The organism is Bacillus thermozeamaize, assembly GCA_002159075.1.
GTDB classification, from domain to species: Bacteria; Bacillota; Bacilli; order ZCTH02-B2; family ZCTH02-B2; genus Bacillus_BB; species Bacillus_BB thermozeamaize.
Window position 1 is genome coordinate 48,103 of sequence record LZRT01000101.1, and the last position, 12,663, is coordinate 60,765.

The 12,663-nt window shown below is 52.3% G+C and carries 14 protein-coding genes and 2 pseudogenes; 10 read left to right on the forward strand and 6 right to left on the reverse strand.

Features of this window, described 5'->3' with window-relative positions:
- Window positions 1-167: 167 nt before the first annotated feature.
- Window positions 168-1,637 carry a 23S rRNA (uracil-5-)-methyltransferase RumA gene (locus tag BAA01_10590; protein ID OUM85530.1) on the reverse strand — a complete coding sequence of 490 codons (1,470 nt, stop codon included), beginning with the start codon at window positions 1,635-1,637 and terminating at the stop codon, window positions 168-170.
- 174 nt (window positions 1,638-1,811) lie between these two features.
- Here BAA01_10590 and BAA01_10595 point away from each other — a divergent pair, with 174 nt between their 5' ends.
- Entirely contained in the window at window positions 1,812-2,870 is a 1,059-nt protein-coding gene (locus BAA01_10595; protein ID OUM85531.1) for an alkane 1-monooxygenase, read from the forward strand.
- Window positions 2,871-3,060: 190 nt separating this feature from the next.
- Here BAA01_10595 and BAA01_10600 read toward each other — a convergent pair.
- Window positions 3,061-3,711 (reverse strand): annotated as a pseudogene (locus BAA01_10600) (copper oxidase).
- Window positions 3,712-3,917: 206 nt separating this feature from the next.
- Here BAA01_10600 and BAA01_10605 point away from each other — a divergent pair.
- The 7 genes from BAA01_10605 to BAA01_10635 all read left to right on the forward strand — a co-directional run bounded on the left by BAA01_10605 (window position 3,918) and on the right by BAA01_10635 (window position 9,762).
- Entirely contained in the window at window positions 3,918-4,760 is an 843-nt protein-coding gene (locus tag BAA01_10605; protein OUM85511.1) for a hypothetical protein, read from the forward strand.
- Window positions 4,761-4,778: 18 nt separating this feature from the next.
- Window positions 4,779-4,943, forward strand: a complete 165-nt coding sequence (locus tag BAA01_10610) for an Arc family DNA binding domain-containing protein (protein ID OUM85532.1) — start codon at window positions 4,779-4,781, stop codon at window positions 4,941-4,943.
- Between the two features lie 26 nt (window positions 4,944-4,969).
- Window positions 4,970-5,611 (forward strand): hypothetical protein, encoded by a 642-nt coding sequence (locus BAA01_10615; GenBank protein ID OUM85512.1) that lies wholly within the window; start codon window positions 4,970-4,972, stop codon window positions 5,609-5,611.
- 46 nt (window positions 5,612-5,657) lie between these two features.
- Window positions 5,658-6,128, forward strand: coding sequence for a hypothetical protein (locus tag BAA01_10620; protein ID OUM85513.1), 471 nt, complete (start codon window positions 5,658-5,660; stop codon window positions 6,126-6,128).
- A gap of 290 nt (window positions 6,129-6,418) precedes the next feature.
- Complete coding sequence (locus tag BAA01_10625; GenBank protein OUM85514.1) at window positions 6,419-7,702, forward strand: phytoene dehydrogenase; 1,284 nt, start codon at window positions 6,419-6,421, stop codon at window positions 7,700-7,702.
- 199 nt (window positions 7,703-7,901) lie between these two features.
- The gene (locus BAA01_10630) at window positions 7,902-8,297 is read left to right on the forward strand and encodes an esterase (protein ID OUM85533.1); all 396 of its coding nucleotides are present in this window, start codon (window positions 7,902-7,904) and stop codon (window positions 8,295-8,297) included.
- A gap of 55 nt (window positions 8,298-8,352) precedes the next feature.
- Complete coding sequence (locus BAA01_10635) at window positions 8,353-9,762, forward strand: hypothetical protein (GenBank protein ID OUM85515.1); 1,410 nt, start codon at window positions 8,353-8,355, stop codon at window positions 9,760-9,762.
- Between the two features lie 24 nt (window positions 9,763-9,786).
- Here BAA01_10635 and BAA01_10640 read toward each other — a convergent pair whose 3' ends face one another.
- The 3 genes from BAA01_10640 to BAA01_10650 form a co-directional block, all read right to left on the reverse strand.
- Window positions 9,787-10,035, reverse strand: coding sequence for a hypothetical protein (locus BAA01_10640; protein ID OUM85516.1), 249 nt, complete (start codon window positions 10,033-10,035; stop codon window positions 9,787-9,789).
- Window positions 10,036-10,539: a hypothetical protein gene (locus BAA01_10645; GenBank protein ID OUM85534.1), complete on the reverse strand. Its 504-nt coding sequence runs from the start codon at window positions 10,537-10,539 to the stop codon at window positions 10,036-10,038. It lies immediately after the preceding gene.
- Between the two features lie 124 nt (window positions 10,540-10,663).
- Window positions 10,664-11,038 (reverse strand): hypothetical protein, encoded by a 375-nt coding sequence (locus BAA01_10650; protein OUM85517.1) that lies wholly within the window; start codon window positions 11,036-11,038, stop codon window positions 10,664-10,666.
- A gap of 232 nt (window positions 11,039-11,270) precedes the next feature.
- On the opposite strand from BAA01_10650, the gene BAA01_10655 reads away from it, so the two are divergent.
- Together BAA01_10655 and BAA01_10660 are read left to right on the forward strand one after the other, a co-directional pair.
- Entirely contained in the window at window positions 11,271-11,924 is a 654-nt protein-coding gene (locus BAA01_10655) for a disulfide bond formation protein DsbA (GenBank protein OUM85518.1), read from the forward strand.
- A gap of 48 nt (window positions 11,925-11,972) precedes the next feature.
- A complete protein-coding gene (locus tag BAA01_10660; GenBank protein ID OUM85519.1) occupies window positions 11,973-12,338 on the forward strand; it encodes a hypothetical protein in 366 nt (121 codons plus the stop codon).
- A 50-nt stretch (window positions 12,339-12,388) separates the two neighbouring features.
- Here the strand turns inward: BAA01_10660 and BAA01_10665 are convergent.
- Window positions 12,389-12,663 (reverse strand): annotated as a pseudogene (locus tag BAA01_10665) (hypothetical protein).

Here is a 12,663-nt window from a genome sequence, read left to right on the forward strand (position 1 = left end):
TTAAACTCCACATGAAAACTGTCAGTCAGCTACGTGTGTCAACGATTGATTTTATGCCATTTGGCTCCTTGACATGGCGGAGGCGAGGGAAGTTACCTCTTCGGTGTTGTGAAACTTTCCTTAGCCAACTTTTTACCTTTCATAAAATAAGGTTTAGGTGTTCCCGATTATTTGTCAACACGGTATGTTGACACGACACACTCCACATGTGCCGTGTGCGGAAACATATCAACGGGTTGTATCCACTCGATGGTGAAGCCGCCTTTCAACAGCGCGTCGCAGTCCTTGGCCAGCGTGGCCGGGTTGCAGGAGACGTAGACGATGCGCTTGGGTTTGACCTTGACGAGGGCCTCCAGCAGCGGGCGGCCGCAGCCGCTGCGGGGCGGATCAACCACCACCACATCCGGCTTGATTCCTTGTTTCACCCATTGCGGCAAGATCACTTCCGCTTTGCCCGCGTAAAAGCGGGCATTGTTGATTCGGCTCCGGCGCGCGTTCCGTTTTGCGTCCTCCACCGCCTCCGGAATGATTTCAATGCCCCGCACCTCTTTCGCTTCCGGGGCCAGCCACAATCCGATCGTCCCCACGCCGCAGTATGCGTCCACCACCAGTTCCCGTCCAGTGAGCGCCGCCGCTTCTTTCACGTAATTGTACAGTTTCACCGTCTGTTCCGGATTGAGTTGGAAGAAGGCGCGGGGAGAGAGGGAAAACTTGACTTCTCCCAACTGTTCGTCGATGTGAGACGCTCCCCACAACACCCGTGTCTTGTCGCCAAAGATCAAGGACGTTTTCCGTGGATTGACATTCTGCATGATGCTTTTCACATCGGGCAGCCGGGCGCGCAACCGCTGTACCAATTCCGCTTCCCGCGGGATTTTCTCGGTGGCTGTGACGAGGGTGAGCTGGCAATCTTCCGTCTCAAAGCCGATCCGGGCGACAATGGTCCGCACGACGCCGGTTTTTTTCCGTTCATCGTATGCCGGGATATTGAGTTCTTCCAGGACATTCCGCGTCCCTTGGATGATTTCGTTGGTTTTCGGATGCTGGATGGGGCAGTCCGTCAGTTCGACGATGTGGTGCGTGCCGGGCGCATAAAGGCCGGCCACCATTTTTCCGTTCATGTACCCGGCTTGAAGCTGCGCCTTGTTCCGGTATGCCCACGGATGATCCATGCCGGCAATCGGCCTCAGTGGCACCTCTTTAAGTCCGGTATAGCGGCGGAACGCCTCCCGCACCATCTCCATTTTCGCCTCCAATTGCCCCGGATAGCTGAGGTGCTGCAGCTGGCAGCCCCCACACGACCGGTACACAGGACAGGCCGGCTCGACGCGCTGGGGCGAAGGCTGCATGATTTTTTTCAGTTTGCCGACGGCATAGTTCGTTTCGATGTCTACGATTTCAGCCGCAACGACTTCACCGGGCAGGGTGCCGTCAATAAAGACAACCTGCCTTTTGTAATAACCGACACCTTCGCCGTTAATGCCGAGGCGCCGGATGGTGACGCGAATGTTTTGTCCCGGCCGCAAGGTGATCCCGGACCCGGCCGCTTGGCGCGCGGTTGCTTGATTTTGCGCCGCGGCGGTCTTTTGTTTTTCCGTCTTCATTGCCATCCGCCTCGTTTTTGCTTTTGACCTTATTTTACATCGGAAGGACACGGGATCAAAATGATCTCCCTTTTTACAGGATTGAGATAATATTCATGAACAATTAAAATTAAAAATAAATTTGTATAAGAATGATTCATTTATCGTATGACATGAAACCGTAGAAAAGAAGGAGGAGTTTTTGTGTCTTTAGGATTGGGTTTGTTCATGATGCCTTCGCATCCTCCGGAGCGGAGCCTGTATGATGCGACGCGTTGGAATCTGGACGTGATCCGGTGGGCCGATGAGCTGGGGTATCAGGAAGCGTGGATTGGCGAGCATTTTACATCTCCCTGGGAGCCGATTCCCTCTCCCGACTTGATCATCGCGCAGGCGCTGATGGAAACCAAGCGCATCGTGCTGGCGCCTGGTGCGCATTTGCTGCCCTATCATCATCCGGTTGAACTGGCGCACCGGGTGGCGTATCTGGACCATTTGGCGCAAGGGAGACTGATTTTCGGGATCGGGGCAGGAGGATTGCCGAGCGACTGGTTGTTGTACCATGTGGATGGCGTCGCCGGCGAACATCGCAAGATGACGGCGGAAGCGCTGGAGATCATCCTCAAGCTGTGGACGGAAGAGGGGCCGTTTGAATTCAGGGGGAAATACTGGAGCATGAATAAAATCGGCGAGGTGCTCAACGGTGTGCTCAAGCCCCACATTTATCCCTATCAAAAACCGCATCCGCCGATTGGCATTGCGGGGCTCAGTCCCGGCTCAGAAACATTGAAATTGGCCGGTGAGCGTGGCTTCATTCCGCTGAGCTTAGGTGCCAACAATGAGTATATTGCCTCCCATTGGAATTCCATTCAGGAAGGAGCGAAGCGTTCCGGCCGCACGCCAAACCGGCAAGATTGGCGGATTGCCAGGGAAGTTTTTGTGGCGGAGACGGACGAGGAAGCGTGGGAGTGGTCCGTCGGTTCGATGATGGGCAGGCACACTCGGGAATATTGGCTGCCGTTATTCGGCCAGTTGGGGGGACTCACTTACTTCAAGCATGATCCGGACATGCTGGACGATGCCGTCACGCTGGAGTACATGGCGAAAACCAGCTGGCTGATCGGTTCTCCGGAAACCGTGGCCAGGAAACTGCAAAACCTCTATGACACGGTGGGCGGCTTCGGCACGCTCCTGATGGTGGTGTTTGATTACTCGGATGCGCCGGAAAAGTGGCGGAATTCTATGCGTCTGATGGTGAAGGAGGTGTTGCCGCGCCTGAAGGTGTAGTGCAGGGGAGCGGAACAGCGCCGAAGGGTGAAAACAGGAAAAAGTGAAAAGGATAAATTGTAAAGACCATGCCCATTGGATGCATGGTCTTTGTTTGTGATCATTATTTTGTTGATGATAAGGGGATTCTGATTTACGACAGGATGAACGAGCTGTCGTTCAAGTACTGATTTTTGACGGGAACAGTCTATTATCGGATAACAATATACGGCCTCATCATCTCATAATCCTCGTGCTCCAAGATATGACAGTGCCATACATACAACCCTGTATAAGGACCAAACCTCATGATAATTCGAGTTACCTGGTTAGGATTAGCTCTTACTGTATCCTTCCATCCTCGTTCTTGTGGTTCGGGAGGTATCGCCGGACCCGTATAATGGATAATTCTCTCTTTCTTAAACTTTTCTACATCGAAATCTCTCCGGTCTAATATCTGAAAATCAATTAAGTGAAGATGAATAGGGTGTGTATCCGTAGTTAAGTTAATTAGATACCATATTTCGGTTGATCCCAGTTTTGGATTTTCTGTGATGGGGGCATCCCACTGTTTATTATCCAATAGCATGAATTCACGCCCGTACTTATCCATATTATCATTTAGTGTTAGATATCGTATCTTTGAAGCTGACTGTTCTTTTATTTTTGGAAAAGGCATCATATAAGCCGGAATAACACTCGTATCAACACTTGACAGTGGAAGAGTCACTCTAAACTGCATCACAGTACCTGTATTTTCATCTGGCGGAACTCCGGTTGGAAAAGGAGCTGGGGCATCATTTGTCATGATAATATTCTTGCCCTCAAGATTGGTAAAATCAATGATCACATCTGCTCGTTCATCTACGAATTTAGAGAGAATCACATTTTTCCACTCCTTTATAACCTGCTTGATAATAATTACCTTCTTACCAAAGGTTTATAAATATTACCAGCCTTGCATGACAAATCAAATTCCAAGGAAACGACATCGAGATGTTGTCAAAACAACATCGATATGATATCATATGAGTATAATTATCAAAAAATAAATGGAGGATGAATGAGATGGTTGAACGTCGTGCACCGGTGATGAATGGATTTTTGGGTGTTTTCTTGATCGCCGCGTTGATCGTGACAGGCGTGCTGTCCTTCTTGGCCGGACGGTTTATCCTGGGAGGTGTCCTTGTTCTGATTGGGGTGGTGGCCGTCACCGGCATTCTCATTGTGCAGCCCAATCAGGCGGTGGTTCTCACCTTTTTCGGAAAGTATCTGGGAAGCGTGCGCAAAAGCGGCCTCTGGCTGACGGTTCCTTTGGTGGCGCAGCGCCGGGTCTCCCTGCGGGTGCGGAATTTTAACAGCAATAAGCTGAAAGTCAACGATATCGAGGGGAATCCCATCGAGATTGCGGCCGTTGTCGTCTTCCGCGTGGTGGACTCGGCAAAGGCGGTGTTTGATGTGGATGATTACGAAGCGTTTGTGGAGATTCAGTCGGAGACAGCCTTGCGCCACATCGCCAGCATGTATCCGTATGACGCGTTTGACAGCGACCGGCTCTCCTTGCGCGCCAATACGGAGGAGATTGCTACCGAGCTCAGCCAGAACCTGCAGGACCGCTTGGCTGTGGCAGGCGTTGAAGTGATGGAGGCCCGTCTGACCCACCTGGCCTACGCGACAGAGATTGCGGCCGCGATGCTGCAGCGGCAACAGGCAGCAGCCATCGTAGCAGCCCGGCAGAAAGTGGTGGAGGGAGCGGTTGGAATGGTACAGGAGGCGATTGAGCGGCTTCTGCAGGAGGGCGTGGTGGAACTGGATGAAGAGAAGAAAGCGACGATGATTAACAATTTGTTGGTAGCCATTGTTTCCGATCGGGCAGCTCAGCCTGTGATCAATACAGGGACGATCTATTAAATGGTCGAGTGGGAGAGTATGGGCAAGAAGAAGCAATTTCCCTTGCGGATCGATCCCCGTTTGTATGAGGCGTTGGAACGGTGGGCGGCCGATGAATTCCGAAGTGTCAATGCACATATTGAGTACCTTTTGAGGGAGGCGGTGAAGCGGGCCAATCGATGGAAGGATGAGAAGGAAGATTGAATCCACAGAGAGGGGACCGGAATTTGATGTGGCCGGGAATCGTGATCAGTTCACTGATTCAACTGGCAGTACTCGCTGCCATTCCTTTTTTTTATCATTTGATCCGCCGAAAAAAATGGCAAGGGTTTCTCCATTATATCGGATGGTACCAGCCTACCAAAAAAGCGATGTGGGCAGCAACGGCCATTGCCCTTTTGGTAGGCGGCATGTTTTTGGTGATGTTGGTGGCGGTTCCTTCCTTGAAGCAGGAGATGTTATCTCCGGACACCGCGACAGGAAAATTGATACAGAACTTGAACGTTCGTGGCTTTTCCGTCGATCTTTTTCTGTCGTTGGCGATCATCGCCTGGATTCAGACAGCATTGGCAGAGGAAATCTTCTTCCGCGGTTTTTTGGCAAAGGGTCTGATTCGCCGGTTCGGATTTTCGGTCGGGAATGTACTTCAGGCGCTGTTCTTCGGATTGTTGCACGGGGGTCTGCTGCTGGCGGTTTCGGGGCAATCTGTTGCCTCGTGGATGGTGCTTTTCATCGTGTTGATGCCTGCCGTCTGCGGGTGGCTCATCGGATGGAACAACGAAAAAGCGGGGGGCGGGAGCATCCTGCCGGGATGGTGGGCCCATGGTCTTGGCAATACGGCGGCCTATCTGATGTTCCTGTTCATGGTTTAAGGCTCGTGGATGGCAGGCGAATGGGGGCGGGTTATGCGCGGTTGAAATGCTGGAGGAAGAACCGCAGGAAAATGCGGTGTTTTCGTTTGCGGCTCATGTTGATGATGTGCCCATTTACATGGGGAATCTTGCTGTCGGGGTGAATCGTGCCAGTGGACAGATCATCTCATACATGGGCTTGGAAGATCATCCATCCGTTTTTATTTCTGTGCCTCGTCAACCGGCCGTTTCATTCCAAAAAGCATTGGAACGTTATGCGGCAGAACTGGAGATACGACTGGAATGGTTTTATCAGTACAAGGGCGAGCGGGATGCGGAGAATCAGGCGGAAACGGCAGACAACAGCCCGGCGCCTCACAAACAACCGTCAGGCGTTTGTGGAGAAACATCGGAAATTCATCACCGGGATAAAGGCATCCGGTACACCTTGATCTATCGGCCGCATTTTCCAAATGGGGAGATCCGGTTTATCGATGCAATGACCGGCGAGCCGATTCGGGAACGGAACAAGAGATGATCGTCGGCTTTTATTCTGGTTCCGTTTATTTTATTATTTACAATGAGCCTGGAAGTGCTTCATGTCTTGTCGGCGCGCACACGTGCGGTTAGCAGGCTTTCGATTGATCAACGACTTTGCATAGACTGGGTGAACGTTCGATGTACAATCGAAGAATGCTGTGGATCTTGTTGATCCCGATCCTGTTCTTGCTGGTTTTTGTCATTTCATTTGTCTTGCGCACGTAATGCTCCTTATACACGTAATAGCTCCTGATAGGATGATGAAAAGAATCAAGGAGTGGAAAAAGGGTGTCGGAAAAAATTCTCGTCATTGGGGGAGGGCTGGCCGGCCTGAGCGCGGCCGCCCGCTTGGCGCATCACGGCTATTTGGTCACGTTGATTGAGAAAGCGCCGAAGCTGGGCGGGCGGGCCATCACCATTCCGATCAAGGGGTTTTATTTCAATTTTGGTGCCCACGCCATCTACGGGCGGGATCATTCCGTCTTGAAAAAGTATGAACATGAACTGGGGCTCAAAGTGGATTGGAAAGATTTTTCCGCGAAAAAAGCCCACTACGATCTGGGATCGTTTACCACGCCGATGCCGGCGACACTGGAAGGACTGTTCAAGACGCAAATTCTTGACCGTGAGAACAAGCTTCGCTTCGCCTATGAGGTCATCAAAACGTTGACCGCCATCGAACGGGGAGAGGAAGGCGTCCCCATCGGTGAGTACCTGCAGCAGAAAGAAACCGATGAGGTCCGTGATTTGCTGCTGACGCTGGCCTCGTCCAACTTTTTCACGAACGAGCCGGAAAAAATCCCGTCAACCCTTTTTTTCCGTTACTACAAACGGCTGTTCAGCACGCGCAAGCCGGTGGCCTATATCGGCGGCGGCTGGCAATCCATCGTGGATGGACTGGAAGCGATCCTCAAGCGTCACGGCGGAGAAGTGATTCACAAGGAACATATCAAGGCGGTCGCGTTTGAAGGCCGTAAGCTGACCGCCGCGCTGGGCAAAGAAAGCCGTTATGAGGCAGACCGGTTTATCTTTTGCGTTCCGCCGAAGGAGCTGTCCGTAATTTTCCGCGATACTCCCTGGAGCCCCCTGATTGAGGAATATAACCGCTACGTCCCCAATCAGGTGGTGGTCTACGACGTGGGGTTGCGCCAGCGGATCAAGAGCCCGTATACGTATATCTATCATAAGGCAGAGCGCGTGTTTGTCACCGATATTTCCTATTATGATCCGACCTGCATCCCGGAGGGCGGGCAGTTGATGCAGGCGATCGCTTATTTGGATCAGGATGAGATAGCGCAAAACGTGGCCGATGAAAAAATTGCCATCATCGAGCAGGTGTACGACAAGCACTTTCCCGGCTGGCGGGATCAATTGGTGGCCAAACGGGTCTCCAAGCGCGCCACGGTTCAGGAAATCAAATGCATCGATGATCAGCGCCTGATGCCGGTGAAGTTCCACAGCATCCAGAACGCCTATTTTGCGGGGGACTGGTGTGAAGGCGAAGGGCAGCTGTCGGAGCTTTCTTTCAGTTCGGCGTACCACGTAACGGAGAAAATTATTAGAGGGGTGTGAGGTGATTGCCTCCCCCCTTTTCTTTTTCGAGAGACGAAAGTGTTAAAATAATGTTTACTGATTAGAATGAATATGTTAATTTTAAAATACGGACCAATTCACAGAATGGGGAAATGCGGCAATGATTGACGAAACCTGTGTTGTCTCGGAAGAAGTGCTTACCCGGTATGGCGCGGACAAAAAAACGTTCGTCGAGCAGATGCGCGCCCGCATAAAGGACACCATCATCGGACTGCTGGATATTCAATTTGTTGAACTGTCTTCCGATCGCGTCGTGATGAAGATGCCCGTCGGCCCCAAAACCTGGCAGCCTGCAGGAATCCTGCATGGAGGGGCGTCGGTTGTGCTGGCGGAAACGGCGGCCTCGATTGCCACGGTCATCAACCTCGATCAGGAAAAGTTTACGGGCGTTGGCATGGAGATCAACGCCAATCATATCCGCAGCAAAAGGGACGGCGTTGTCACGGCTGTTGCCACGCCGTTACATAAGGGAAGGACGACGATGGTGTGGGATATCAAGATAACGGATGAAGAGGGGAAACTGGTTTGCGTTTCCCGATGCACCATGGCCGTTGTCCCGAGAAGTCGTGCCTAGAGCGGTGTCGCGGAGTACCGGCTGTCCGGTTGCGGCCAGGCTAGAGAGATAAGTGGTGAAGGCGATGGAAACGAATTCCTTTCGGGCAGGATTGGTCATCCCCCTGTGGGGAGTGATGGTTTGGGTCGTACTGATGAACACGTCGATGTTCAACATCGTCCTGCCGAGCGTGATTGCCGACCTGCAGGTGACACCCGTGATCGGATCGTGGATCATTACCGGGTATTCGGTGGTGCTGGCTGTTGCGACGATTACATACAGCCGTCTTGCTGACTTTATCCCGATCCGTCGCCTGCTCGTGTTCGGGATGTCCTTGTTCGGCCTTGCTTCCATCATCGGCTATTTTGCCCATCATTTTTCCATCCTGCTTCTGGCCCGCTTGCTGCAGGCGGCAGGTGCCGGCGCTTCCCAGGCCCTGGGTATGGTCGTGGCCGCCAGGTATATACCGCTGGCCCGGCGGGGCAGGGCCATGTCCTGGATTGCCATCGGGGCCTCGATGGCCTTTTGCCTGGGTCCAGTGATTGGCGGCGTGCTGGCGCAGTATGCCGGCTGGAATTACCTTTTTGTCGTGAGCAGTATCGTCCTGTTGCTTCTGCCTTTCTTTTACAAGCATCTTCCCCCTGAACAGCCGCAGAAGATCCGGTTCGATGTCTGGGGCGCTCTGCTGATGGCGACCGGCACTTCAGGGTTGCTCCTGTTTCTGACCACACTGGCTGAAACCGTCTATTCCTACGGGTTTCTCCTGCTCAGCAGCCTGGCCTATTTTCTGTTCTGGCGGCATATCCAGGTGGTGAACACGCCTTTCCTGCAGCCGGCTCTGTTCCGAAACAGAAATTATTTGAAAATTGTGTTTATGGCCTTTACCAATTTTGCGACACATTTTTCGACGCTTTTTTGCCTGCCGATTCTCCTGGCTGCCCTGTTCGGCAAGGAGCCTGGCGCCATCGGCTTGATCATCTTTCCTGGCGCCCTGATTGCGGCCGTTGCCGCGATTTTGGTTGGCCGATTTATTGACCGGTTTGGCACGGTCCCGATCCTTGTGGCCGCACATGGCTTGCTGTTTGTTTCGATGCACTGCTTCGCCTGGGTGTCCGGAATCGATCCGCTATACAGCATGCTGGCCTATGTCCCGTTGGGTCTGGGCTTTTTTTCCATGACGTCCGGCCTTTCCAACGAACTGACGCGCATGCTGCCGGGGGCGCAGGTGGGTGCCGGACTGGGCATGATGCAGATGACACAGTTTTTCGGCGGCGCGTTTGGCGTGACGATGTCCGGGTTTCTCATCTCCTTGCAGCAATCCCTGCCGCCAAAGCAGATATATCAGAACATCTTTCTCTGTTTTTCTGGGCTGGTCTTATGTTCCGGGACGCTTTTGGGAATGTACTTGCGCAGCAAAAGAAAGAGTTCCGTGGACACTTCAGGCACTGATATGAGTGTTTCAGGTACCGGTATGGCCGATGAATGACATGTTTCCACTTCTGGTAGCGGATTAACGCATGAAAAGGAGTCCCAGAGACAGCAGCCAAATTCCCGCGGGCGGCAGAGACTGGATGAGAGCCAGCCGGGCGTAAGTGAGTCTGGTTGTGGCCAGCGGATTTTTGGCTGGCGTGAAAAAGCAGCGGGCCAGCCGTTCCATGAACGTGGGGCGGATGGGAAAGTCGGGTACTGTTACCTCGTATTGATCCAGTTTCTCTTGCAAGGGTTTGGAAAACCACTTCTCCGACTGCTTATCCTTCATCTATTCCACCTCCAACATCGCTTTGAGTTGCCGGATAGCGTAATGCAGACGCGACTTGGCTGTACCTAACGGAATGTTCAGGACCTTTGCCGTTTCCTGCAAAGACAAGTCATGGTAGTAAACCAGGAGAATGACCGCCCGCTTGTCCTCAGAAAGCTGTTTCAAGGCTTCCCGGATGCTGATTTTTTCAGTCAGCTGTTCTTCCTGCGCCGGACGGGACGGTGAGGTGAACAGGAACGGCAGGAATTTGCGCAACCGGCCTTCCCTTTTCAGTCTCTCTACCATTCGATGGTAAGCGACTTGGAACAGATAGGTTTTGAAGGATGCTTTTGCCGGGTTGTAGGAATGCCGGTATTGCTGAATCCGAAGGAAGGCATCCTGGACCACATCGATACTCAGCTGCTCGTTTTCCGTATAGCGGTAGACAAACCGGTAGCACTCCTCCCGGTAAGCTTGGTAGAGAACGGCCAGTGCCTCGTTGTCTCCCGACAAAAAGGCTTCCAACGCCGGTTCGATTTGCGGGTCGCTCTGCAAATCGCTGGATGGGCGTGGTGAAGTTTCGTCTTCGTTTTGACTCGTACGGCGGGTTGGCAGGTTATCTTTTGCGGGGTCATTGGGTGTCGGCAGATTATTGGATGTCATCGGACCACCGTTCCCGGATGCCGCGCAAGGTGATGGCTATCCGTGAGATATACCAGCCCCAGGTGATCAGGGAGAAGACAAATGTCTGGTGAATGAAAAACTGGATCCATGGATGGTTGATATTATCCCCACGCAGCAGGAATACCAGCAAGCCGCAGATGCAGAAGAAGGTATAGGCGGCCGCCAACACCATGACCGTGTCCCATCTGTTCCAGCGAAAATAGACGTTGCTCTTGCGAAAATCAATTTTTCCTATCCGATCGCGGTGCACCATCTTGTTCATGGATACCGTGATCAGCACAAAAAGTGTTCCGAGAACGCCGGCCACGATGGAACCAATTACCCAGCCGGTTACAGGCATTTCCACGACCCCCTTTGACAGGCGATGTATGTTTCATGCACAAATAGATATTCACTTGATTATACCTTGCCGGTGCGGAAAAGGTTCACCCCTGCCGATAAGGAATGTTGCAAAGGAATGTTGCATGGAATGTCGTGATGGTGTTCAAAGGGATTCTAAATGATATGATGGTGCAAGGGGAGATTCTCTCTCCCCATACCATTCCTGAGGGACACGATATGGGGGATTCCGAATGATTCAAGTGGAAATCTGGTCCGATTTTGTCTGCCCGTTTTGTTATATTGGCAAGCGGCGCTTTGAAAGGGCGCTGGATCAGTTCGAACACAAGGATGAGGTAAAGGTGGTGTTCCGCAGCTTTGAGCTGGATCCCCATGCGCCGCAGATTCAGGACCAAAATGTGCATGAACGGTTGGCCGAGAAATACGGGATGTCGCTGGAACAGGCAAAAGCCATGAATGAGCGTGTGGGTCGGCTGGCGGAAGAGGTGGGTTTGCATTATGACTTTGACAACATGAAGCCGACGAATACGTTTGATGCCCATCGTCTGTCCCATTTTGCGAAACGGGAAGGCAAGATGGGAGAAATGACAGAGCGTCTCATGAAGGCTTACTTTACGGAAGGCCTGCACATCGGCAAACATGAGCAACTGGCCGATTTGGCCAGTGAAGTCGGGATGGAACGGGAAAAGGTGCTGGATATGCTGAGGAAAAATGATTTTTCTGAAGAAGTCCGGCGGGATGAATTCATCGCGCGACAAATCGGCATCACGGGCGTTCCGTTTTTCCTGTTCAATCAAACCTATGCCGTATCCGGAGCGCAATCCAGCGATGTCTTCTTGGACGTGTTGCAAAAGGTATGGGAAGAAGAACAGGATCAGGCGAAATGAGGGCGCGGGATGAGGGGGAGAATACTCGTTTTTATTTTTATTGGTTTATTGGCGCTTTCAGGATGCAACCAAACTCATCAATCTGTAAGCGAAACAAAACCAACATCCAATCCGACAGTCATGGACATTCTCGCAGACAATCCCGATGCCGACATTTTTCAACTGCAAGGCATCATTTACAAAAACGCGAAGGACATCGATTGGGTTCAAAGCGAAGAACTGTCCATAGGAGAGAAAGTCGGAACCATTGCCAAACAATACAAAGAAGGGATGGCTTTTGAAGACGGGATGGCGACGAAGCTTCCTGTCGGCGCGGAAATTTATGAACCGGCGGAAAAAGTGGGGCCGATATTGCTGGTTCGATTGGATCCAAATGAGCGGGTAATGCGGTATCTTGGTTTAATCGAGGGTTGATCGGGGATGTGGCCGCGGATGCCACATCCCTTTTTGTCGTTGCGTCCATCCTACACATCCCGCTTTCGAAAGGAAATGGCGGCAATCCCAAGGAAGACCAGCATATACAAGCCTGCATAGACAGCCATCGCCAGGCTGGGCGGGTGTTCGGTACCGAAGAGCGGAGCAGGCGGGATCGTCATCGGCAGGGCCAGATGATTGCTCAGCGTGCTGACGGTCATCCGGTACATCGCATCGACCGGCAGGATCAGGCTGCTGAGGATGCCCAGCCGCTCCACGTCCGGTTTCTCGAGTTCAATCCCGATCTGCTCGATAAACCCGCCGA